Genomic DNA, 23,713 nt, shown 5'->3' on the forward strand with positions numbered 1-23,713 from the left:
ATCAACCTCCAGGGCTTTTAAGCCGTCACGATTCGGAATGCAGCATCGTGGCCGAGACCTGCATGCTGGATGCTTTGTACTGGACGCTGACTTCTTCGACGAAGTCGGCGATTTCGTGCGCGCCAAACGGCAGGCCTGTCACCTTGTTATATCGCACGATCGGGACATTAGAGGTGCCGTAAAGGCGTGAACGCACCAACTGCGCATACTGGCCGCTGCCGTTCAACTCCGGCAGAACAATGGCGCGACAGCCTGTTATGAACTTCCGTATCTCCGCTTCGCGCATCGGCCACAACATCCTCACGAAGAGCATCTTCGCGGAAACACCACGCTCCTGCAGTATCTCCAGGGCCTCCCTGGCAGGGCCGGCCGTGCTTCCCCAGCACAGAATTCCGATATCAGCCTTCTGGTCGCCGAGTTCCTCGGTCCAGCCCGGCTCCTGAGCCGCGGACTCGATCTTGCGCGCCCGCTTGTCGCTCATGATGGTGTGCCCTGCCGGGGTCTGGTCGATGTGGGCGTGCTCATTGTGTTCGAGGCCCGTTGCTACATACGGCAGATTGTCGCGGCCCGGAATCGCCATCGGAGAGATGTGGTCGGGCGACAGCTCATAGCGCTTGTAGTCCGGCGCTTCGTCTGTTTCGATCATGGCGGGGCGGCGGCGGGACACGATCTGAAGTTTGGTCGCATCCGGCGTCCGGAACGTCTGGGTGCGTGTTGAAAGCGTCTGGTCGGTGAGGTAAATGACCGGCGTCTGGTACTTCTCGGCGAGGTTGAGCGCATCTACCGCCGTATAGAAGCATGATTCCACGTCCTTCGGGCCGACGACGATCCGGGGCGCGTCGCCGTGAGCCGCGAGGATGGCGAGGTTGATATCGCCCTGCTCGGTCTTGGTCGGCATGCCGGTGCTTGGACCGGCGCGCATGGCGTCAAACACTACCAGTGGCAACTCTTCCATCACTGCCAGGCCAAGGCCCTCGACCATCAACGATACGCCGGGGCCGGATGAGGACGTGGCCACTTTCGCGCCCGCAAAACTCGCGCCGCAGCACGCCGTGATCGCCGCGATCTCATCCTCCGTCTGTACCACAGTGCCGCCAACCATTGGGAGGCGTTTCGCCAGCCACTCCATGATGTCCGTGGCCGGTGTGATGGGATAGCCGAAGAAACACTCAAGGCCGCCCGCCAGTGCGCCGAACGCCGCTGCGTCGTTGCCGCTCATGATGATGCGATCCTCGGTCTTTTCGATGACCGGGAGCCGCATCTCCTCGTGCTCCGTGATGTGCTGACGAACGTATTCGTAGCCCAACGCCAGGCCCTTCAGGTTCGAATCCAGGACCTCGGCGCGGCGCTTACCCCATTTCAGGCGAACAAGCTCTTCCATGTTCGACATAGGCATTCCGGCAAACGCCGCCATCACGCCGACCGCCACCACGTTCTTCGCGCGGGCCGAACCGACCTCGTCTTTCGCGATCTGGGTGAGGGGGAGCGGGATTACCCTGCCCGCCTGCGTTACCGCGGGGGGCTCGCATTCCGCGGGGTCATACATCAGCGTGCCGCCCTCCCGCAGTGAATCGCCGTTCAGGATCCACGCCTCCTGGTTGAAGCAGAGCAGGAAGTCCGCGGCGTCTCCCTGAGATAGAACGGGACCGTCGCTCAACCGGAACTGGAACATCGCCGGCCCGCCTTTGATCTCCGGCGGATTTGTCCGGTAGGTATAGACGTTCATGCCCAGGCGCACAAAACCGAGCGCCGTCAGTTCGCCGGCAGACATCACGCCTTCGCCGCCTTCACCGCCCACACGAATTGTTAGATCGAATTTACCAGCCATAATCGCCTTCCTCAGCCACGTTGATGAAATCCGGTTATAGATGGGAGCCGGCATGGGCGCATTCCTTACTAATGTGCACCCATACTTGCGACGATGCCCGCAATTTCACTGATGAAATCGCGGGCGACAATCCATTGGCACTCACCAACCGGACCAGGTTACCAGCACAGACATGACCACCTTTTGGATCCGTCGGCAGAACCCGGCGCCGGGCCCGCCCCAAGAGGATTTGAACTGTTGTACCAATTATACCACTATGAACGCATTAGCACAAATAATGTTACAGATACATTTCAACGCGGGGGAGCTGCCGGAATCAGGCGTCGGCTGTCGTGCTTGTCGTCCATTAAGACTCAACTGCTGAGCACACACGCTGGGCCGTGGGGCCAGGGACAGCTGACCATTCCCTGTGCCGGTCACCTCCTCCATCATCGGGCTTCAACTGCAATGTGGTCCGTTTCTATGGTTCCTTGGCATGCTTGGTCTGTGTCAACTGGCAGACTGGGCGATCTCGGGCGCACGGTCGTGCGCTTAGCGCCACGAAAGGGAAATCTATGCGTACATATGTGTCTTTGGCGATGTTGGTATCATTCCTGGCTCTGTGTTGCGGGTCATGCCCACCCGCGTCGGCGACGGTTCCCGGCGATGTTGATGGCGATACGCAGGTTACGCTGAACGATGTCCGGTTGGCCGTCAGCATATCGGGTGGGCTGTTCAAAGCGATGGCGTCCAACGTCGCGGCCGGCGACGTTGCATCGGCGACCGGTAATACGCCGGACGGACGCATTACCATCCTGGATGCGGCGCGCATCCTCCGCGCCATCAATGGACTTGATAATCTCGGAGGCTCGGCTTCCGGGTCGAAGGCCCTTCCACTCAATGACCCCTCCGTCGCCATCCCGTCAAACCTGGTTCGCAATTACACGCTTCCCGGCGGATTCACGCTCAGTGGTACCGCCAAAACCACCGCCGGATTGTCGATCACGAATCAGGCCGGCCTCCCCATGACAACCGGCTCTCTCAGTTTCGTGAACGGCGGCAGCCCTTCAAGCTCCGGCGCCGCTTCGGTGGCGGGCACCACGGGCAACTATTCCACGGTGCTCGCGGCAGGAACGTACAACGTCAAGGTCATGTCCCAGGTCATCAACTTCGACATTCAGACGGGAGCCTTTTCGAATTACACGCTGCAGCAGACTGCGACGCCCTCAACGGTTTCCATCAGCGCGGACAAGACGCAGAACTTCGTCAGGCCCGATCTGCCTGTAACCGGGATGGTTGCGGGCGCCGTCGCGGGCGCGGATGTCGTGCCCCAATCCGTCGACTTTACGCTCAGCGCCGGGGTTGGATCGGGCTCTGGGGTGGTTGACGTTGGCGCGTATACGGTTACGGCGCCGCCCGGGGCGGGCTATCTCTCCGTCCATAATGATTACGCAGCCGACTCGAATGTGTCGGTCGCCGCATATCTTTTTGCTTCACCCCTTACGGTCGTATCCGGCAGCACACTCACACGCGACATCACTATCCCGGCGCTCGGGACGATTCACGGAACGGTCACGCCGCCCTCCGGCACGAGTATAGACAGTGTCTTCGCCGGCAACTACGTTGTCGGACAATCGGCCGCGACCGATCAGTATACCTCGACGTACCTGATCCAGACAGCCACCCCGAACGCATATCGCCTAGCGCTTCCGCCCGGCACATACCCTCTGACCGTGGTACTGGCCCCCATCGCGACATCGACGTCAAGTATGTCAGTGTACTTCATCACCCAGGCAGTCTTCACCCTGGTAGACACGGTGAAGGACTTCACGGTGCCGGCGTTGGCGTCGACTGTGGTGTTCAGCGGTGTCGTGAAGGGACCTGGCGGGGCGGTCCTGAGTGGCGCGAATGTGACGCTTATGACGCATACCACCAGCACTCCGACGAGCGGCTTCTTCGTTGTGGCGCAAGGCAAGACCAACGCCTCGGGAGCGTTTAACATCTCCGTGCTGCCCGGCACATACGACGTGATGGTGTCACCGTAGCGAAGCCGGCCAGCGGGGCCGCCGGCGGCCCCGCGATTCCATCCCCCAGATGAAGGCAGGGGCGCGGACACCAGTGCCCGCGCCCCCGAATCCCTCAGCCGTTGGGCCTCAGCCCTCGGGCCTACCGTGCGATGTTGTAGAACGCCTTCATACCCGGGTAGATGGCGCTGTCCTCCAGCTGCTCTTCGATGCGGAGCAACTGGTTGTACTTCGCCACGCGGTCGGTGCGGCTGGGCGCGCCCGTCTTGATCTGACCGGCGTTGGTGGCCACGGCGATGTCCGAGATCGTGGTGTCTTCGGTCTCGCCGCTTCGGTGGCTGACAACCGCGGTGTAGCCGGCGACTTTCGCCATTTCAATGGCGTTGAACGTCTCTGTGAGCGTGCCGATCTGGTTGACCTTGATGAGGATGCTGTTCGTCACGTCCAGGGCGATGCCCTTTTCCAGGCGCTCCGTGTTGGTCACGAACAGGTCGTCGCCCACCAACTGGACCTTGCCGCCGAGGCGTTCGGTCATCAGTTTCCAACCGTCCCAATCATCTTCGGCCATTCCGTCTTCGATGGAGATGATCGGGTACTTCTCCGCCATCTCGGCCCAGAAATCCGCCATCTGCTCCGGCGTCATCAGCTTGTCGGACTTCCAGAAGTAGTACTTTCCCTCCTCGCCCTTTTTCTTGGCTTCGTCCCAGAGTTCGGTGGAGGCGGGGTCGGTGGCGATCATCACGTGCTTGCCGGGCTCGTATCCAGCGGCGCTGATGGCTTCGACGATCACGTCCAGCGCTTCCTCGTTGCTCTTGAGGTTCGGCGCGTATCCGCCCTCGTCGCCAACGGCGGTGCTGTATCCCTTGCCCTTGAGGACCTTCTTCAGCGCGTGGAAGACTTCGGCGCCCATGCGAAGGCCTTCCGCGAACGATTCGGCGCCAACCGGCATGGCCATGAATTCCTGCAGGTCTACGCTATTGTCCGCGTGCTTGCCGCCGTTGAGGATGTTCATCATCGGCACGGGCAGCGTACAGGCGTTGAAGCCGCCCAGATAGCGGTAGAGCGGCAGGCCAACACTGTTCGCGGCGGCCTTCGCGGTGGCCATCGAAACCCCCAGAATGGCGTTCGCGCCAAGTTTGGCCTTGTTCGGGGTGCCGTCCAGTTCGATGAGCGCCTTGTCAACGGCGGTTTGGTCGAGGGCTTCGAAGTCGATGAGTTCGTCGGCGATGTCCTCGTTCACGTTGTTGACAGCGTTGAGGACGCCTTTTCCGCCGTAACGGGACTTGTCGCCGTCGCGGAGTTCAACCGCTTCGTAGGCGCCGGTGCTGGCGCCGCTGGGCACGGCGGCGCGGCCGTAGGATCCGTCTTCGAGGACAACGTCCACCTCGATGGTGGGATTGCCGCGGCTGTCCAGGATCTCGCGCGCCATGATGTCTTTGATCGCAGGCATAATATGCTCCTTCAGTAAAAACAGGTGGTTGGGTGACGCGACGAATCATGCGTGACGCGCCCTACCAACGTAGTCAATGCATTGTGACTCCGATGGAGCTTAAGGGACAAGGAAACCTCGATCGGGGCGCCGTCACGGGTTGCTGTCGAGCCCCGCTACAATGCGTGCGAGACGGACGGCGTCCGCGACGTCTATCCTGGCGGCCGAAACAGCGCCTTTCTCCAGATTTAGTCTTGCCAGGTCGCCTTCTGTGGCCGATGTGATCCCGGCCGCCAGGGACAGCGCCCTGAATACGTCCGGCAATGCTATCTGGATTGGCGCCGGCGTGCCATACTCGTACGCGCCCAGATCGACGTGCGCCCCAATCACGCGGGCGTGGCCATCGAGATCCAATGCTCCCGACTGCACGAAGAAATCGTCTCCCGCGTCGATGGCCGGCGAGCCGGACTGCAAATGATAGTCGGTGCGGAGCCGATCCTGAAACAAGGGATCTGAGGAAATGTTCCCGGACTGACCCGTGGGATCTGTCAGTCCACTGAAATTCCCAGCCGAATTTGCGTACACGTCACAGTGGTTGACAACAGCCGTGGATCCCGTATAGGCGGTTACGACGCCTCCCGAGGTGTTGAACGCAATGATCGAATTGACGATGTTGAGGGTTCCCGCCGACACGACTCCGTGCCCGGAATTGCTCACGATCGAGTTGTTACTTAGGGTTGCCGACCCGCTTCCCACATAGATTCCGCCGCATTGGCTTCCGTAATTGGCCGTGATCAGATTGCCGGAAACAAGCGCGGACACTGGGTTTGATATCAGCACGCCCCCGTTGGGTCCATTGTTTCCTATCACGGTGTTATTGGTAAACGTCAGATCGCAGTTCTTGAAGCTCGCTCCCCCTGCGCCGCCGTAGGACGCTCTATTACCAACCAGAGTGTTGTTTCGCACTGTTGCCGCTCCGTACTCAGCCAGGATGGCCCCGCCGCTGTACGCAACCTGGTTGCCGGAAATCAGGTTGTTGGCAATAACGATGGAAGCGGGTGAGGCGGCAATTCCCCCGTACCCGTTCCGAATCGTGAACCCGTCGATTGTCACGCCATAATTCGGCGCTGCGACACATAGTGCCATGGTGCCGTTAACCGGATGGCTTCCATCGATCACCGTAACGTTTGTGTTCCAGTCTCTCTGGCCTCGCTGTTCTTCAGATCCCGCAAATCCCCCGTACAGCCCCATGCCCGCTGGGATGAGGAGGTGCTCGAAGTAGGTCCCCTGGGCCACCCACACCTCGTCGCCACCCGCGGCGGCGGCGACGGCTGCCCCTATGGTCAGCTTGGCCAGTGACCACGATGAACCGTCGTTTGAATCGTTGCCGGATGGCGAAACGTGCCAGGTCTTTGCGGTGGAAGTCCACGCAGTGCCATCGCTTTCGTCGGCACCTATGTCGATGTGATCACCAATGATCCTGGGATTGCCGTAGAAATCGCTCACCCCCGCATCGGCTGTGTCATCACCTTTGTCGATGCATAGCGAGTTTGGCTGGAGGTGAACGTCATCGTAGATGCTTGAAAGTCCCGGATCGGCAGAGATGTTGTTGGTTTGGCCCGTGGGATCGGTCAAACCGCTGAAGCTGTACGCGTCGTTGCCGTAAACGTCGCAGTAGGTCAATTGTGCTGAGCCGAATGTCCCTTGGCACACTCTGGAAGTATTGAAGGCTACAATTGTGTTGGTCAGAACGGCGGCGCCATCCGCCTGTACTCCACCTCCGGCTCGCGCGGAATTGGCGACAATCGTGTTGCCCAGGACGATCGTCGAACCCGTGGAGTGGTAGTAACCCCCTACGCAAATACCGCCTCCATTTCCGCTCCTGGCGCTGTTGCCGGTGATGACGTTCTCTGCGATAACGATCCCTCCAAGGGCGGCTGAGTATGACCCTTCGGTGCTTATGCCTCCGCCGGTCCCGGCCGAGTTCGCGTTCAATTTGTTTCGACGGATCGTTGCGGTCCCGGAGAGCACTTCAATGCCCCCTCCCTTCACCGCTGCCACGTTACTGGCGATCACATTGTCTTCAATCACAGCGCTCACAGCTGTACAGATCCCTCCGCCGGAGGTTGCCGAATTGGACACAATCGTGTTATGGGCAATTGTGGCGGGGCCCGACACGGAGATTCCACCGCCGCGCAGGTTGTCTCCCGCGATATTGCTGTTTCCCGTGATCTGATTCCCTGTTATTGTCACCGGACCCGTGGAACAACGGATCCCGCTGCCGGTTCCATTGCCGATGGTGAACCCGTCGATCGTGGTAGGCTCTGTTCCCGCGGATACTGTAATGACGGAGCCGGCCTGGTTCCCATCCAGCACCGAAGGGTTGTGGGCGGGGTCTCGCTGTTCGCGGGTTACCTCGGCGCCGCCAAATCCGCCGAACATGGAGATTCCCGAGGGAAGGATAATGTTCTCTACATACGTGCCATGGCTGACCCAGATCTCGTCTCCGGGGTGGGCGGCTCCAATGGCTTCCTGAACCGTCACAAAGGCGGTGAGCCAGCTTGCGCCGTCGTGTTGTGGGCCCGTTGCGCTCTGGCTCGCGCGGATCACGGATGCAATGGCAGGCTGGGGTAATACCAGGAGGGGTGTCGCGACAGTCAGTATCGCAAAACCGTGCCGCAGGATTGTAAGACCGAATACATTTCGTCGCACAATAGTGGCCCTCTTTTCACAGCTATGGCTTATGGTTGTCGAACGGCGATCGCCTGGCGCCGGAGTTAACCCTGATTCGCGCTCGCGAGGCCGCTTCGCGTTCATTGTGTGCTTGATTTTCCCGGAAAAGTGCGCGAAATCGGGTCATTCAATGCGTCCCCGCTTCGAAGCGCCTGGCCGCTCGGTACGGGAGTCGCCTGCCCCAACCTCGCCCCCGCCAGCACGCTCAGGCTATCATTCTGGAAAGAGCAAAGGAGCTTTGCATGCCATGGAAATCGGATTCGTTGGATTAGGTCGGATGGGCGCAAATATGTGTACGCGGGCCATCCGCGGTGGACATTCCGTTTCGGGGTTCGATCCCAGCGTTGAGGCGAGGGAGCGATTGCGCGAACAGGGCGGCCTGTCGGCGCCGGATCTGCCCTCTCTGGCGGCTCTGCAATCCGGCTCGCCCAAGGCGATCTGGTTGATGATTCCCTCGGGGCCGATCGTGGACGATACGGTCACCCATCTCATTCCCCTGCTCGCTTCCGGCGACATCATCGTGGACGGCGGCAACAGCAACTTCCGCGACTCCCAGGCGCGGTCGAAACGCCTCGCGGAGCACGGAATTCGCTTCCTGGACTGTGGCACCAGCGGCGGGATCTGGGGGCTGACGGAGGGCTACTGTATGATGGTCGGCGGCGACGAGGACGCGTTCCGCCACGTCGAACCGCTGCTCAAAACGCTGGCGCCCAACGATAAGGGATATCGCTACGTCGGCGCCAGCGGCGCCGGTCATTTCAGCAAGATGGTGCACAACGGTATCGAGTACGGGCTTATGCAGGCATATGGTGAGGGCCTCGAGATTCTGGAAAAATCGGAATTCGGCTACGACCTGCATGGCCTGTGCGAACTCTGGAATCAGGGAAGCGTTGTGCGCTCCTGGCTGCTGGAACTGGCGGGGCGGGCTTTCGCGGCCGACGCGGACCTCGCTGAGATCGCCGGGTACGTGGACGATACGGGCGAGGGGCGCTGGACGGTTCAGGCGGCGATTGACGAGAACGTGCCGGCTCCGGTCATCACGCTGTCGTTGCTGGCCCGGCAGCGGTCCCGCCAGGAAGATTCCTTCAGCGCCAAGGTTGTCGCGGCCCTTCGGCGTCAGTTCGGTGGTCACGCGGTGAAATCCGCCGGGGAGGAGCGGTGATGGATCTTCGGCAGAACCCGCTCCGCTCCGAATCGGCCGTCCGGAAGCGGGCGCAGCCCTGCGCGCTGGTGGCGTTCGGCGCCACCGGCGATCTGATGAAGCGCAAACTGATGCCGGCGATCTACTCTCTGGCGGCCGAAGGAATGCTGCCGGCAGGGTTCTCGCTAATTGGAGTCTCGCGGTCGGAATGGTCCGACGATGATTTCCGCAACGCGATGCGGGAGGCCGCGGACCGTGATTCCCGCCGCCGGCCGGTCGATGACACGGTCTGGCGCAGCCTCGCCGAGGGGATGCGTTATCTGTCCGCCGATTTCACTGACGTTTCTTCCGAGGAGCGGCTGAGGCCGCTGCTGGAGCAGTCGGATGCGGTTCGACATACGGAGGGAAACCGCCTCTTCTATCTTGCAGTGCCCCCCAAAGCGTTTCGCCCCATTGTTGAAAACCTCCAGAAGGAGGACCTGGTGAACGCCGACGACGGCGATGCGCACTGGTCGCGCGTGGTCATCGAGAAACCTTTCGGCCGGGACCTGGATTCCGCGATCGCCCTCAATGCCGAGATCAGCCGGCTTCTCGGTGAGCGCCAGATATACCGGATCGATCACTATCTCGGCAAGGAGACCGTTCAGAACATCCTGGTTCTTCGCTTCGGCAACAGGCTGTTCGAGCCGTTGTGGAACCAGCGCTATGTCGACCGCGTTGAGATTACCATCGCGGAGACCCTCGGCATGGAAGGCCGCGGCGCTTTCTACGACGAAACAGGCATCCTGCGGGATATCATCACCAACCATGGATTGCAGTTGCTCGCGATGATCGCCATGGAGCCCCCTATTTCGCTCGGGGCGGACGCTATCCGGGACGAGAAACTGAAGCTGCTCCGTTCGATCCGACTGATCTCGAGCGATCAGGTTGATCGCTACGCGGTGCGGGGCCAGTACGGTTCAGGGTTTATCGGCGCCGCCGCCGTGCCCGGTTACGCTGACGAACCGGGGGTAACGGCCCCATCCAGCACGGACGTCTACGCGGCGCTGGAGCTCTATGTGGACAATTGGCGATGGGCGGGGGTGCCGTTCTTCATCCGGGCCGGCAAGCGGCTGCCGAAACGCGTAACGGAGATCGCGATCCATTTCAAGGGGGTGCCGCTGAACCTGTTCGAAGGCACGCCGGCGCCGCCCAGCCCGAACGTGCTGAGCCTTCGCATCCAGCCGAACGAGGGCGTCACGATGCTCGTCGATGCGAAATTGCCGGGAGCGGTGATGCAGATGCAGCCGGTGCGGATGGATTTTGATTACTCGTCGGCATTCGGAGCCGATCCGCCCGACGCCTATGAACGGCTGCTGCATGACGTGATGGTTGGAGATCAGACTCTGTTCACTCGCGGGGACGAGGTCGAGGCGGAATGGCGCGTGGTGACCCCAATCCTTCAGAAGTGGGCGAGTTCACCCGCGTCCGGCTTTCCGAACTACGAAGCAGGGTCCTGGGGACCGGCGGATGCGGACGCCCTGCCGGCCCACGTCGGCGCTCACTGGAGGAGGCTCTAACCGATGGAGCAATCGGGAGCATCCGCCGTTCAGCGCGCCGCGCCTCTGGACCCGCTGCGGATTCAGCAGATTCTGGACGACCTTTGGCGCGAGTACCGCGCCCAGCAAGCGGGCGTGCCGGTTGCGCGAGCCCGCCTGGCCAACCTCATCTCGTTCTGCCGCACCCGCGAGGAAAGCGACGAAGCGTCCCGGGTCGTCACGCGCCTGAATGCCGTTCGGCCGGTTCGGAGCATCGTTGTCGTTGCCGACGAGGCCGGCGGGGCCGCGGATGCCGAGGCGTCTCTTCGCTGCGGCCTCACCGGTGTGAACCACGTGTGCTTTGAAGAAATCGTGATACACGCGCCCGGTGATCTTGCCCGCACCATCCCTTCGCTTGTCGAGCCCCTGACGGTGACCGATCTGCCGGTGTACCTCTGGTTTGTCGGCGACCCGCCGCTGTCGGACCCGGGGATCGAGCGTCTACTGGGGCTCGCGGACCGCGTTGTGACCGATAGCCACACCTTCACGGACCCGTTGCGGAGATTTCACGCGCTGGCCGACCTCGTGCGCCGGCACACAGGCAGTTGTGTTTTCACCGAGATGACCTGGACGCGCATGGGTACCTGGCGTGAAGCGGTGGGTAAGCTGTTCGATCCTATGCCAAGCAGGGAGTTTCTGCCCCGCATCAAAAAAGTCCGGATGACGAGCGCTCGTTCGGCGGGTATACCATCAGACCGTTCCCTCGTGATGACGGGCTGGCTCGCGGCGCGGTTGGGCTGGAAGGCCGTCTCGTCCAACGGCACGGAGGGCGCTGCATTTGAAGGCCCCGAAGGCGCCATCGAGGTGACGTGGGCCGAGGGGCCGCCGGCGGCCCGGGGCCATCTGCTGGGGATCACGATGCAGGCCGGCGAGGTCGAATTCCGCGTAAGCCGCGTTCAGGACGATCCACTGGGCGCCGTTCGATCGAGCATCATGTGTTCCGGTGATGAACAAACCGGCCCGGCGTACAGCCCGGCGATCTGGCAGACGCACGAGTTGCTCTGCAACGCCCTGGAAATTCGGACCCCGTTTCGCGACTGGGAGGACGCATTGAACGTCATTGCGGGCATCGCGCCCGCCTGAGGCAAAATGATGACCGAACCTGTCGTTCAGATTTATCCCGATCTCGATTCCTTGAGCGCCGCCGCCGCGGCGGTCTTCGTGCAGACGGTGCAGACGGCGCTTTCCCGCGGCCGCGACGCGTGGATTGCGTTGAGCGGAGGATCGACGCCGCGCCGGCTCTACGAGACCCTGGCCGGCTTTCCCCGGCGCGAACGCGTTCCGTGGGACTGCGTCCAGATCGTTCAAGTGGATGAGAGGCCGGTTCCCCCAGACAGTCCGGACAGCAATTACCGCCTTCTGCGGGAAACGCTGCTGGAACGTGTTCCGGTGCCCCCGGCACACGTTCACCGGATTCCGGCGGAGCTGGGGGCGGCGGAAGCCGCGGATTCCTATGAGGAGGAATTGAAAGCGGCGATGCCGTTGGGCCCCGATGGCTTCCCGCAATTCGACCTGATATTGCTCGGGCTGGGCGACGATGGACACACCGCGTCCCTGTTCCCCCGCTCACCCGGCTTGCGTGAGAAAGAGCGCTGGGTGATCGCGAACCCGGTCGAGAAACTGGGCGTCGAGCGCATCACTCTGACGTATCCCGTTCTGAACCACGCCGTTCGCGTGGCCTTCCTGGTGAGCGGTTCGGGGAAGAACGCCGCGCTGGGCGCGGTGTTGCGCGGGCTTCGCACCGTGGAGGATCTGCCCGCGCGCGGGGTGAATCCCGTGACGGGTTCCGTCATCTGGATGGTCGATTCCGCCGCCGTGGGTTGAGACGAGCCAGACACCGCTCCCCGCGGAGGGATGCCGTCTCTACAGAGCCAGCAGCATGCCGTTCTTGTTGAGCCATTTGCGATAGGCCTTGTGGTCCGGGCATTGATCCTCAACGAGAGTCCAGAACGCCGGCGAGTGGTTTGGCTCTTTCAGGTGAGCGAGTTCGTGGATCACGACGTAGTCAAGCACGGCTGGCGGAGCCATCAGCAGGCGCCAGTTGAATGAAAGCGTTCCCCGCGATGAGCAGCTTCCCCATTTGGTCTTCTGTTCGCCGATTCGGATGCGCTGCCACGAGTACCGCGTGGTAGCGTTCAGCGTCAGGACGCGTTCCTCGAATACCGCGCGAGCCACCTGGCGGAACCACGTGCGGAAGATGGATCGTCGATGCTCTTCCGTGGCGCTTTCCGGTTGATGCAGGATAAAGGCATCGCCGTCGTACCGCAGGCTGATGCGGCCATCCGCCGAAGGCTGGATCGCAAGTGGCACCGCTTTGCCGCGATACGGGATGGCGCTCTTACCGTCAGCGCAAACGGGGCGCGCCTGGCTGCGAAGCTTGGCGAAACGTTCCTGCTGCTTCGTCACCCAATCCGCGTGGCGCTGAACGAACTCGTCATATCCGGTGATCCGGGCCCGGTGGGGCACGACGACTGTCACCGATCCATCCATATCGACTCGCAGCCGCACCTTCCTTGCGCGTGCGCTGCGCCGGACGGTGTATTCCGGCAGGCGCTGGCGCGCGGTGTCGTCGCCGCTGGATTCGTTTATGCCCATGTCGGGATGTACTCCGGATTCAGCCCGCGCAGCATCATTCCCTGGCCCCTGGACACGTGAACGTCCATGGTCGGGTGGTCGGTCGGATCGCGCATCTGGATGAGCCAGTTACGCCTCGGCCCGCTGGAAGTATTCAATCCGGATCCGTGAATGGTGAGGTAGTTGAACACGATAACGTCGCCGGCCGACGCTGGGCAGGGCAGCTGGTCGTCCACCGGGTAGTCCTCCGGCCGGAGAAAGAGTCCGGACGAATCGAGTTCCAGCGGGCCCGCGAGGTGGCTGCCGGGCACAACCCGGAGGCACCCATTCCCGACATTGGTGTCGTCCAGGTGGATGCTGGCCGCGAGCATCGTATGGCGTTCGTGCGGGAAGTACGGGTAATCCTGATGCATGGGAAATGGCGCGCCGCGCTCCGGCGGCTTCACCACGAGCTTCGTGTGATGAAGCTGAATGTTGGGGCCGATCAAGGCGGCGATGGAGGACAGGAGGGCTTCGTTGAGCAGCATGCGGCTGAACACGGCATCGTGGAACTGAGCGTCGTGTACGCCGGTGATGTCGAGACGGGAGCGTTCCTCTTCGGAAAGAAACCTTCCTTGCCAGAGAAACGAGGGGTTTTGCTTGGCTTCGATCGCGCGAACGATGACACAGTCGGCCGCGGTTCGCATGGCGGCAACATCGCCGGGCCCGAACACGCCTTTGAGATGAAGATACCCGTTAGCCCGGTAGAAATCCACGTCCGAAATTGAGAGCATGTCTCCCCTGCTGCCTTCGACCACTTCAGCCGGTCAACTCAATCGCGACGGCCGGTGACCCTCTCTCAGATTAGCCTGGGTGGAGGACCGGCTGTCCACTGTGCCGTGCGCCGGAAGGGAGGCGTGTCTGAACGCCAGATGGAGCGACGTTAGCCGTAGCGAACAATGGCCTCCATGGCGGATTGGCCCTGCGGGCCGGAGCGGGCGTAAAACAGGGGTGTTTTCGCTTGATTGAATCGGGGATAATTGAACCGCGAAGTGATGCCCCGCGGCCCTATTTCCTGCGAAGCCCCTCCAGGGCCATCGCGTGAGGAGATGCCGCCGTGACGCGCTGCCCGGCACGTCCGCGGTCCAACGCTTTTCGAGCGCTTTCCTCCAGGGCTTGCACGTGTTCCTCGGGGTTCAAGCCCGCAATCTGGAACATACGACCGGCCGTTTGGAGATGTGTTGCTAGAATCCACCCGATATTGCGGTTGCGAACCGCAAGCGCCCATTGGACGAGTGCGCCGTACGTGACGGTGTCCATCTCCGCAAGGCCGTCGTCCACGACGAGAATGGGAAGGCTTGACCCGCTGACGCTGTCGCGCGCGCCGCGAATGCGGGCCGCCCCCGCTGCGGATGCGGGGCCGGCAAGGCCCACGCGTATGAGGCCGGGTTCCTCCACCACGGTCACGCGGAACTCTTCGATTGTGGGTGGTCTCTTGCTTGCCATCGGGTCTGTTCTAAATCAAGCTCATGCTGCCGACTGTATTCATCGTAGCAACGACACTGGGAATTCGCCCCGTCCGATAGTCGCATTTCGCTCGCCTCAGGGGTCGTAAGTATCTGGGACCCGGCGCCAACGATCCGCCTGCGGTTCGCCCGAACAAACGGCCTCCTGTAATGACGCAAGGATAAGCGGCTAACACTCCGTTTTCGCATCCCGTTCCCGACATGGGGAGGCTGTTCGATCGATTTGGTTCCCGCCCGTCCGGTACGCCTCAGGGTTCGACCGGATGAATTGGGCGGCGTCCTCGTGATAAAGCGACAGGAAGGTCGGCCACTCGCTGTGGTGGGAGTTCGTGTTGAGTATCCCCGATAACTGAGGGTTGCGCGGCAAGTAGGTACCAAGCACCCGTGCCGTCTCGTCCCATCGCTTCAGGCGGCACGCGCTATCGGCGAGGTTCCATGCCCGCTCTGTGTCCAGGTCACCGGTGTAGATGCGGCAGATTGCCGCGGCGATGCGGTGCTCGCGGTAGCTGAAGCGCAAAAAGCGGTCCCTGCGGGTGGCGTCCGCTTCGCGCGATGCTCGCCGCGAGTAGATGGTGCCGCGATTAGTGTGCAGGGCCAGCCGGAAACGGACCTGTAGAGCCGGTTCCGCGCCGGCGATCAACCGCTTCATGCGGGAAGTCTGTCTCAGGGCCGCGTCCCAGTCGGCCATCGCCGTGAACACCAGCCCGAGAGTGTTTTCGCTCTTGTAAGCCACCATGTCGTGCGCATTCGCGACGGCGATGGCGCGCTTGAACCACTTGACCGCGCCATCGAAATCCTGAGCGTTGAACGCCTTCCACGCGCGCGCATGCGCATCCGCTGCTTCCGGGATGGAGTCGGCCGGCGTGATGACAGCCGACTTGTTGTCCTTGACATCGAGTACGTCGTTGCCCACGCCGCCGGCGCGGGCGGCGCGGCCAAACACGGGCTGGAGCGCGTTATCGTGCGCAAAGAGCCGCGGCAGACTGCCTGGTCCCTTTGGGGACATGGAACGCCTCACTCTCCCTGCGCAAGCGCCGCCGGGGCGGCGGCCAGCAACGATACGCCGGCATCGGGGGACGCGGCGATTTCCAGCGTCCGGTAAAGAGAACGAAGGGTTCGGTTGCGTTTGGCCGGTCCGGCGCTGAGGGCGATTTCTTTGCGGGTGGCCATCGCCGTCAGCAGGCCCAGTTGGAGGCTCTTGAGGGCCTTCGGCGCTCTGGCTTCAACCACTGCACGCGCCCACTCGACTCCCCGCTTGCCGTTTCGTTCGGTGACCGTTACCACAAGCTCGGTTCGCAATGCCAGCGCTTCCATGGCTTCCACGAGGCGCTCCAGCGCCGCGCGTCGCTGCGCTTCGGGCAAGTCGCCGGGGTACTCCGCCTCGCCGGTGGCGGCGTGCAGAACCTGCAGCATAACGCGCCGCTCTTCGCCACGGAAGGCCCGCCACACCACGCCATCGCTGACCGTTGCGCCCTGTACAGCGGCCATACGGGCCAGGCGAGCCTCAGGATCGGCCAGCCATTCAACCAACGTCAGACGCCGTGACACCAGGCTGGCGTCCTGCGGCAGAGGTTCGTGCTTCAGAATACGGTCAAGCACGCTCAGATAGGAAGCCACTGTGCGCGATTGGGCGCGGCGAGCCACCACTGAACGGGCCCATTCCGCTCCATAGGGCGCGAACTCCACGAGGTCGAGGATTTCGGTTTCGGAGGAGCAGAGCTTTGGACCAAGGTAGTGCCCCTGCTCGAAATACCGGGCGGTGATCGAATAAAGCGTGAACGGCGCCCAGGTCCCGAGGTCCGGCCACGCGCGCCCGCTGAACAGGAACGCGTTGATAGCGCCGCGGGCGACGTGCTCGTCGCGCGACGGCAGTGGTTTCGGGTAGAGCGCGTCATACGCTGCTTCGCCGAGATCCGCCAGTTCAGCGGGGGACAATTTCGCGAGGCGCTTCGAGATGTTGGCGGCGTCACAGCCCAATCGGGAGGCGAGCCACGGTTTCATAGCGGCTATGACGGCGGCGTATTCCGGCCACATCTCCGGCATGGCGCGCTTATGCATCGCCGCAAGGAGATCTTCCCATACGCGGCGCGCAACCTGTTCCGCGTGGTCCGCCGGGAGGTCGCATGGCCCGAGTTTGCGCTCTGCGCCATCGTGAACCGCGGAGAGGACGCGCATGCGCATCACGGGATACCACAGATCTCCAACTGCCCGCAGGTGCGCGGGACTGTTGCTTTCAGCCCCCGCGATATCCGCCACCAGCCCTCGCCAGTAATCTATTACTCTTGGCATAATCGGCGCCTCCAGGAACCTTCAACAAGACCGGAGAACCAAAACCGAGAATCCGGTCCCGAACCCGGGACCGTGTCAGCCCTTCCTGGAGGGCGACGTTCCGTCACCGATATCACCGTCGGCGACCATGGCGTGGATCGTCGGACACGATGCGTGCCGCGACTGATCCACAGATATCCGCTGCCCTGCCAGTGCCGTCAGCGCGGCAAACAGGCTCAACATCAAAATCGATTTCACAATGTACTTCATAGCGGACCTCCCGTCGGCTGGAGCCGAGGACCAATCATCAGATACCTGTATTCTACACTGTCCGGCTGGTTCTCACACATATATGACGTGTGCGGCGCAGTGTTCCTTTCGGCATAGCGGTGATAATGGCAAAACCGTCTCGATCGCCTACATCCCTTAGACGGGCCGCCTGGCGGCTTCGTTCCACCCTCCACGCTGCGTTAGAAGAGGGAAAGGGGTGTGGGGCTCGGGGCTGGGGCGGCCGGCTGCTTCTTCAGCTCGATGACCTTGCGCCGGGCCGCGCCGAGGTCGCCAACGAGGAGCCCGTACGATGAATCGAAGGCCGGGCCGTGCTGGCGGAGGATATACGCCGGGTGAAGCACAGCGGTGATTGAGCGGCAGTATGGAGAATCGAACCACTTGCCGCGTTCCGACGTGATCGCGAAGCCTTTGTGGATCATTAATTCCGCGGCAGGGCGCCCGACGCACACGATGACCAGCGGGTTGATGATCTCGATCTGCTGTGCCAGCCAGGGATTGCAGGCATCCACTTCCTCCTGGCGCGGGGGCCGGTTGCTGACTCGGCCGTCTTCCAGCAGCGTCGCGCGGCATTTGATGATGTTGCAGATGTAGATGTGTTTGCGGGTGATGCCGTTCTCTCGCAGCGCTTTGTCCAGCAGGACGCCTGCGCGCCCCACGAACGGCGTGCCGGTAGCGTCTTCCTGCTCGCCGGGGCCTTCACCAATCAGGAGCATCGGCGTATCAGGGTTGCCGTCACCGAAAACGACGTTCTTTCGGCTTTCGGCCAGGCCGCAGCGCGTGCACCGTGATGCCTCCTCGGCGATCGGTTGCAGGAGCTCGATCCTGGTCATTCCATTTCCGCTCCGGCTGCATCAGCGAGGATGGCGGACAGGGCCGAGGAGACTTTGCGGTAGGTCTCCGCGAGGCTATCGGGCAGAACGCGAACGTCGCCTACGGCCGCCATGAAATTCGTGTCCCCCACCCAGCGCGGTACGACGTGCATGTGTAGGTGGTCCGCGATGCCTGCGCCGGCGGCCGAGCCCAGGTTGGCGCCAACGTTGAAACCGTCCGGGTGGTAGACTGCCTGGAGGGCCGTGATCCCGCGCTGAACGAGAGCCATCAAGTCCCCCATTTCCTCAGGGGTCAGAGTGGTGAAATCTGCTGTGTGCCGCAGAGGCGCGGCCATCAGGTGCCCGTTCGTGTACGGATACGCGTTGAGCATCAGCAGCGCGTGCTTCGAGCGCGCCAGGACGAGGTTATCGGTGTCTGTGGCCTGATCGCGTACGCGACAGAACAGACATGCCTCGTCTTTCGAATCCCTCGAAACAAACTCCATACGCCATGGCGCAAATAAGCGATCAGACACTCACTTCTCCCGGGGGGCCACTAGACTGCTTCGAGTCCGCAAGACAGAATACAGAAGAGACGCCGCACCGCTGCGCGGCTAGAAAGCGGAAGGTCCAGTATGCCCCACGTATTCACCGATATCGTCCGTGCCACCATGGCGCTGTGGATTATCCTCGACCCTATCGGTCTCCTGCCCATCGTGATGGCGCTCACCGCCGGCCAGGATCCGCGCGAACGGCAGGCGATGCTCTACAAGTCAGGAGTGGTCGCATTCCTGCTGCTGCTGGTGCTTACTTTCACAGCCAAATCCGTGTTCAAATTGTACGGCATCGAGGAGGCCGATTTCCAAATCGGCGGTGGCATCATCCTGTTTGGAATCGCTTTGCACACAATTAACCAGCGGCACTGGGACGAGGGGTTCAGCGGCCACGGCATGGGAATCGTGCCCATCGCCTGTCCCCTGCTTATCGGTCCAGGAGCGATCCTCGCCAGCCTCCTGATCCTGGACCGTAACAGCCTGGCGGTCACATTGATTTCCATCACTGCCGCATTTGCACTCGTGCTGCTGGTCTTCCGTTTTACCAACGGTTTGTACCGAATTCTGGGTGAAACCGGCGCCGGTGTGGTCGCCCGCCTGATGGGCATCCTGTTGGCGGCCATCGCGGTTCAGTTCATCCGGCAGGGAGTGGTCCACATCCTCGCCGCGGCGCAGCATTGAAGTACGGGAACTCGGACGGCGGCATCGGTGGTATAATAGTACTTGTTAATAGTACCGCGGTATTGTGAGAGGAGCGGCGGGTGGAAATCGTCTTTGTTGAGGAACTGGGGTACTGCCCCGGCGTTGAGCACGCCTTGCGCGTGGCCAACACGGAGTTGGACAAGGCGGACGGGCAGGTCTTCGCACTTGGGGCGCTCATCCACAACCAGCAGGAGATGGGCCGCCTTTTCGGCAAGGGGCTGAAAGTCATCAACAGCTTTGGAGACGTCGAAGGCGGTACCGTTGTAGTGCGAGCCCACGGGATCCCGTACAAGGAGTTCGATGAAGCCCGCGAGCGCGGCCTGAACGTGAAGGACGGCACGTGCTCCATCGTCACCCGGGCGCAGCGAGCCGCGCGGACTCTGAGGCGCGACGGCCGGCGCGTGCTCATTTACGGCGACCCCCAGCACCCGGAAGTCATCGGCGTTGTCGGGGCCGTGGACGGGGAGGCGGAAGTCGTGCCGTCCCTCGAAGCGGCGAGAGAACTGCGGATCGGGCCCGGAGAGCGCCTCGGTCTCATCTGCCAGACGACCAAACAGCCGGAGAAATTCCACGCCATCGCCGACGCCCTGCGCGAGCGGGCCGACCTGAAGGTGTCGGACACGATCTGCCCCTACGTCATCGAGCGGCAGACAGAAACCCGGCAGGTCGCGGCAGAGGTGGACGTGATGATCGTCGTCGGAGGCCACAACAGCAGCAACACGCGTCATCTCGCCAATCTGAGCGTCAGCGCCGGCACCGCCGCGTACCAGGTGGAGATCCCGGACGAGGTGCGCCCCGAGTGGTTCAAGGGCGTGGCGCGCGTGGGGGTAACCAGCGGGTTGAGCACGCCGATGTGGGTGGTTGATCAGGTCTGTCAGCGAATCCGCGAAATCGGCGAAATGCAGGCCTGAAATCGGGGAACAAAGGAAGGGTTTCGTTCGTTGAGCCGCGTGGTTGGTGCATAATTGCCGCCTCGGGCGGCGCTCAACGAAAGGAAGGTTCTAATGCTCCGAAAATTCCGGCCTGCCATCGTGGCCGGCCTTGCCTACTGCCTCGCGGCGCCACCGTCCGGCGCACAGGTGATTGATCCACAGGGCGACTGGTACTCCCCCAACGTCGCCACTCATCGTCCCGATCTCGATGTGCGCACAGCCGACGGCATCTATGCGGATGGCGCGGGCTGGCGGGTTACCGCCACGATGGATGGCCCCATCGATCCGACTCAGCAAGCGGCTTACGTCTGGGGCTTCGGACGCGGGTCAACGGCGGCCGTCGCGCCGTTTCCCGGTGAACCGAACGTCAAATTCGACTCCGTGCTCAGCTACAACACCCACGATGGCACCGCGTCCGTCCGCCTCTTCGATACGAGCGTGGTCAACGTCCTGACGCCGGATCTGTTCGGGTTCAGCGGGTCGACCGTGACCGCTATCATCCCCTCAGCGTTCCTGCCAACGGTGCCCGGTGGATTCGATGACGATGAGTTCACGTGGAATCTCTGGCCGCGCATCCCGGGCGGTCCTGCGACCAATATCTCGGACTTTGCGCCTGATAACGCAATGGTGAAGTTCATCACCGTGCCGGCCGGCGCGATTCCCGAGCCCGGCACGATGGCGTTACTCGCCTCAGCAGTGCCGTTGGCGCTGCTCGGCAGTATAAGACGCAGGGCGTGACCATAAGAGGAATCATCATCGGCCTCCCGGCAAGTAGTCGGGGGGCCGATTGCCGTTATACTGACTGCAGACTTCAGCCACCGAATCTGATATGCTTCTACCTCTCATCTGCGGGCCCACTGCCGTCGGAAAGACGGCTCTATCGATACAGGTTGCGCGGCGACTCGATGCCGAGATCGTGTCCGCCGACTCCATGGCGGTCTACCGCGGGCTTGAAGTCGCCACAGCCAAGCCGGACGCGTCCGAGCGGGCCGCCGCGCCGCATCACCTCGTGGACGTGGTGGACGTGAGCGAGCCATTCAGTGTCGCCGATTTCCGTGAACTGGCCGCGGCGGCGATTGCGGACATTGCGGCGCGCGGTCGATTGCCCATCGTGGTGGGAGGCACGCGGCAGTATATCGACGCGCTGACAAAGGGCTTTATTGAAGCCCCACCCAGCGACCCCAACGTTCGGGAGAGGCTCGAATCCGAAGGGCTGGAAGCGCTCCGTGCCAGGCTTGAGGAGTTGGATCCCGAATCGGCCGGCCGACTGCATCCCCACGATCTGCGGCGAACCGTCCGCGCCCTGGAGGTTCTGGAACTGAGCGGGCGGCCCATGAGCGCCTGGCAGGCGGACAGCCGGGCCGCGCCGTCGCCCTACAGCAGGCTGCTGTTCGGCCTGACGATGGATCGCGAGCGATTGTACGACAGGATCAATACACGGGTGGATGCGATGATGAGCGCGGGGCTTGCGGATGAGGTTCGCGGGCTCCTCGGCCAGGGACGCCTGGGACCGACCGCTATTCAGGGACACGGGTACAAGGAAATCGCCGGCGCCATCCGGGGCGAGTACAATCTCGAGCGCGGCGTCTATCTGCTCAAGCGGAACACGAGGTGGCACGCGCGACACCAGTTGTCGTGGCTTCGGCAGCAGCAGGACACAATCTGGATAGACGTTGACGACGCTTTCGCCGCAGAGCGGGCGGTGGACGCCATAGACGCCGCGCGGTGATCGCGGGCCGGCTTGTCGCACGGGGTGCGCAGCGTTACCATGTAGTCAGGAGGAGCGTGAATGACGGAACAACAATACCTGGTTGTCAGCGGCCTGGGGCCGGACCGCCCCGGCATCGTAGCGGCGACGACGCGCTACCTGACCGAACACGGCGCCAATGTGGAAGACAGCCGCGCCGTGGTTCTCGGCGGCGAGTTCGGACTGATGGTGCTCGCATCCGGAACGGCGGCCGCTGTGGCAAAGGTCCAGGAGGATCTTGCCGAACTGGTAGAGGCCACCGGCCTCCAGTTTCAGACCCGCCCGACGGTGAGCCCCGAGGACCATCGCCGTTCGCGGGCGCTCCCCTATCGCGTGGAAGCAAACGCGCTGGATCACGAGGGCATCGTTCAGGCTGTTGCGGAAGCGCTTTACGCAGCGGGAATCAATATCGTATCACTTGAAACCACCGTCAGGAATGCTCCCGTCACGGGGACGGAGCTGTTCAGCCTTGTCGCGCGGGTCGATATTCCGGACGGCGTGGCGGTCGAGGCCGTGCGCGCGTCGCTGGCCGCCGTCGCGCGGGCTCAATGCCTGGATGTTGAGATGCGGCCGGAATGACATGGATTGGTTCTAACGTGAGCAGGCCCCGGGTTGGCCCCGATTAGTTTCGTCATGCGCATACTCCTGCTCAATCAGAACCATATCGGCGATGCCCTGTTCACCACACCCGCTATTGCCGCCCTGCGGGCTGCATTGCCCGACGCGACAATCGTAAACGCGGCGGTGTCCGGCATCGAACCTGTCTTCGCGGCCAATCCCCACCTCTCGGAGCGTTGGGATCGCCCCACCGCCCGGGTTTCGGACTACCCCCTTTACGCCTTGAGGATCCGGCGCGCTCGTTTCTACGCGGTCGTCTCGTTCTCGGCCAGTTCCACCCTGTTCGGTGTGTACGCGAGGTTCAGTGGTGCTCCGGTGAAAATCGGTTTCAACCACCCGGCGACACAGCGGTTCATGACCCATTCCGTTGATCTTCACGACGTCGAACAACACCACGCGGTGGATCACCTCGACCAGGTGGCGCTGCTCGCCGATATCCGGCGGGACTTCCCGATGGAAATGCCGCTCATGCCGGCCTGGCGCGAAGAGGCGGACCGGGCTCTTGCGGGGTTGGCTCTTCCGGGCGGTCGCCCGATCATAGCGCTGAATCCCGGCGCCACGGTGGACCGTAAGAAATGGGCGCCCGAACGGTGGGCGGACCTCGCCGGCCGCCTGACCCTTAGCGGGTGTCAGCCGGTGCTTTTCGGCGGTCCGGGCGATGCCGACCTTACGGCTCTGATACAGTCCGCAACGTCATGCCCGTTGCCCTCGCTGCAGGGACAGCTCTCGCTGGGCTGCCTGGCCGCCGCGATTACTCGGTGCGCCGCTTTCGTGAGCGGAGATACCGGTCCCATGCACGTCGCCGTGGCCGTCGGCACACCCGTCGTAGCGCTGCACGGCCCCACGGACCCCGCGCGCACCGGGCCGTACACGGAAAATGCAGTGGTGATTCACCACCCTGAGGCTGGCCCCGACCCTGATATATACGGCCGCATGGAGACGGTCACAGTGGACGAAGTCTTCGCGGGCGTGCACTCCGTGATTTCGTAGGAGCGCATCACC

22 protein-coding genes are annotated in these 23,713 nt (G+C 62.6%); 11 read left to right on the forward strand and 11 right to left on the reverse strand.

The genetic code is table 11. The features are described 5' to 3' along the window. Positions 1–25: 25 nt before the first annotated feature. On the reverse strand, positions 26–1,828 hold the full coding sequence (locus VGM51_16610; protein HEY3414663.1) for a 2-oxoacid:acceptor oxidoreductase subunit alpha: 1,803 nt from the start codon (positions 1,826–1,828) through the stop codon (positions 26–28). A gap of 554 nt (positions 1,829–2,382) precedes the next feature. Here VGM51_16610 and VGM51_16615 point away from each other — a divergent pair. After that, positions 2,383–3,852 carry a hypothetical protein gene (locus tag VGM51_16615; protein ID HEY3414664.1) on the forward strand — a complete coding sequence of 490 codons (1,470 nt, stop codon included), beginning with the start codon at positions 2,383–2,385 and terminating at the stop codon, positions 3,850–3,852. A 121-nt stretch (positions 3,853–3,973) separates the two neighbouring features. Here the strand turns inward: VGM51_16615 and eno are convergent, their stop codons facing one another. Next, a complete protein-coding gene (gene eno, locus VGM51_16620) occupies positions 3,974–5,281 on the reverse strand; it encodes a phosphopyruvate hydratase (protein HEY3414665.1) in 1,308 nt (435 codons plus the stop codon). A gap of 132 nt (positions 5,282–5,413) precedes the next feature. Then, entirely contained in the window at positions 5,414–7,972 is a 2,559-nt protein-coding gene (locus VGM51_16625) for a choice-of-anchor Q domain-containing protein (protein ID HEY3414666.1), read from the reverse strand. A gap of 268 nt (positions 7,973–8,240) precedes the next feature. Here VGM51_16625 and gnd point away from each other — a divergent pair, with 268 nt between their 5' ends. From gnd to pgl, 4 genes are read left to right on the forward strand one after another with little or no spacing between them, the layout of a single operon-like run. Then, positions 8,241–9,155, forward strand: coding sequence for a decarboxylating 6-phosphogluconate dehydrogenase (gene gnd, locus VGM51_16630; protein ID HEY3414667.1), 915 nt, complete (start codon positions 8,241–8,243; stop codon positions 9,153–9,155). Further along, positions 9,155–10,693 (forward strand): glucose-6-phosphate dehydrogenase, encoded by a 1,539-nt coding sequence (gene zwf / locus VGM51_16635; GenBank protein HEY3414668.1) that lies wholly within the window; start codon positions 9,155–9,157, stop codon positions 10,691–10,693. Before gnd ends, zwf begins: the two co-directional genes overlap by 1 nt. Before the next feature lie 3 nt (positions 10,694–10,696). Then, positions 10,697–11,794, forward strand: a complete 1,098-nt coding sequence (locus VGM51_16640; GenBank protein ID HEY3414669.1) for a glucose-6-phosphate dehydrogenase assembly protein OpcA — start codon at positions 10,697–10,699, stop codon at positions 11,792–11,794. Positions 11,795–11,800: 6 nt separating this feature from the next. Beyond that, a complete protein-coding gene (pgl, locus tag VGM51_16645; GenBank protein HEY3414670.1) occupies positions 11,801–12,535 on the forward strand; it encodes a 6-phosphogluconolactonase in 735 nt (244 codons plus the stop codon). Between the two features lie 39 nt (positions 12,536–12,574). Here pgl and VGM51_16650 read toward each other — a convergent pair whose 3' ends face one another. The 8 genes from VGM51_16650 to VGM51_16685 all read right to left on the reverse strand — a co-directional run bounded on the left by VGM51_16650 (position 12,575) and on the right by VGM51_16685 (position 18,694). Continuing rightward, positions 12,575–13,306, reverse strand: coding sequence for a SprT family zinc-dependent metalloprotease (locus VGM51_16650; protein ID HEY3414671.1), 732 nt, complete (start codon positions 13,304–13,306; stop codon positions 12,575–12,577). Next, positions 13,297–14,058 carry a phytanoyl-CoA dioxygenase family protein gene (locus tag VGM51_16655; protein HEY3414672.1) on the reverse strand — a complete coding sequence of 254 codons (762 nt, stop codon included), beginning with the start codon at positions 14,056–14,058 and terminating at the stop codon, positions 13,297–13,299. Before VGM51_16655 ends, VGM51_16650 begins: the two co-directional genes overlap by 10 nt. A gap of 274 nt (positions 14,059–14,332) precedes the next feature. Next, positions 14,333–14,770, reverse strand: coding sequence for a hypothetical protein (locus VGM51_16660; GenBank protein ID HEY3414673.1), 438 nt, complete (start codon positions 14,768–14,770; stop codon positions 14,333–14,335). A gap of 189 nt (positions 14,771–14,959) precedes the next feature. Further along, positions 14,960–15,796, reverse strand: a complete 837-nt coding sequence (locus tag VGM51_16665) for a hypothetical protein (protein ID HEY3414674.1) — start codon at positions 15,794–15,796, stop codon at positions 14,960–14,962. Between the two features lie 8 nt (positions 15,797–15,804). Continuing rightward, a complete protein-coding gene (locus VGM51_16670) occupies positions 15,805–17,079 on the reverse strand; it encodes a hypothetical protein (GenBank protein ID HEY3414675.1) in 1,275 nt (424 codons plus the stop codon). Positions 17,080–17,154: 75 nt separating this feature from the next. Further along, positions 17,155–17,328: a hypothetical protein gene (locus VGM51_16675; GenBank protein HEY3414676.1), complete on the reverse strand. Its 174-nt coding sequence runs from the start codon at positions 17,326–17,328 to the stop codon at positions 17,155–17,157. A gap of 200 nt (positions 17,329–17,528) precedes the next feature. After that, the gene (locus VGM51_16680) at positions 17,529–18,179 is read right to left on the reverse strand and encodes a uracil-DNA glycosylase (GenBank protein HEY3414677.1); all 651 of its coding nucleotides are present in this window, start codon (positions 18,177–18,179) and stop codon (positions 17,529–17,531) included. Then, positions 18,176–18,694 (reverse strand): HIT domain-containing protein, encoded by a 519-nt coding sequence (locus tag VGM51_16685; protein HEY3414678.1) that lies wholly within the window; start codon positions 18,692–18,694, stop codon positions 18,176–18,178. The genes VGM51_16680 and VGM51_16685 overlap by 4 nt, the downstream gene beginning before the upstream one ends. A 99-nt stretch (positions 18,695–18,793) precedes the next feature. Between VGM51_16685 and VGM51_16690 the strand changes: the two genes are divergently transcribed. The 6 genes from VGM51_16690 to VGM51_16715 all read left to right on the forward strand — a co-directional run bounded on the left by VGM51_16690 (position 18,794) and on the right by VGM51_16715 (position 23,701). Continuing rightward, positions 18,794–19,393: a MarC family protein gene (locus VGM51_16690; GenBank protein HEY3414679.1), complete on the forward strand. Its 600-nt coding sequence runs from the start codon at positions 18,794–18,796 to the stop codon at positions 19,391–19,393. A gap of 80 nt (positions 19,394–19,473) precedes the next feature. Then, positions 19,474–20,325 carry a 4-hydroxy-3-methylbut-2-enyl diphosphate reductase gene (gene ispH / locus VGM51_16695; protein ID HEY3414680.1) on the forward strand — a complete coding sequence of 284 codons (852 nt, stop codon included), beginning with the start codon at positions 19,474–19,476 and terminating at the stop codon, positions 20,323–20,325. A gap of 93 nt (positions 20,326–20,418) precedes the next feature. Further along, a complete protein-coding gene (locus VGM51_16700; protein HEY3414681.1) occupies positions 20,419–21,084 on the forward strand; it encodes a hypothetical protein in 666 nt (221 codons plus the stop codon). A gap of 91 nt (positions 21,085–21,175) precedes the next feature. Continuing rightward, positions 21,176–22,075, forward strand: a complete 900-nt coding sequence (miaA, locus tag VGM51_16705) for a tRNA (adenosine(37)-N6)-dimethylallyltransferase MiaA (protein HEY3414682.1) — start codon at positions 21,176–21,178, stop codon at positions 22,073–22,075. Between the two features lie 60 nt (positions 22,076–22,135). Further along, positions 22,136–22,672: an ACT domain-containing protein gene (locus tag VGM51_16710; protein HEY3414683.1), complete on the forward strand. Its 537-nt coding sequence runs from the start codon at positions 22,136–22,138 to the stop codon at positions 22,670–22,672. A 33-nt stretch (positions 22,673–22,705) separates the two neighbouring features. Further along, positions 22,706–23,701 (forward strand): glycosyltransferase family 9 protein, encoded by a 996-nt coding sequence (locus tag VGM51_16715; GenBank protein HEY3414684.1) that lies wholly within the window; start codon positions 22,706–22,708, stop codon positions 23,699–23,701. Positions 23,702–23,713 lie beyond the last annotated feature (12 nt).

It is taken from the genome of Armatimonadota bacterium (assembly GCA_036504095.1).
GTDB lineage: Bacteria > Armatimonadota > DTGP01 > JAKQQT01 > JAKQQT01 > DASXUL01.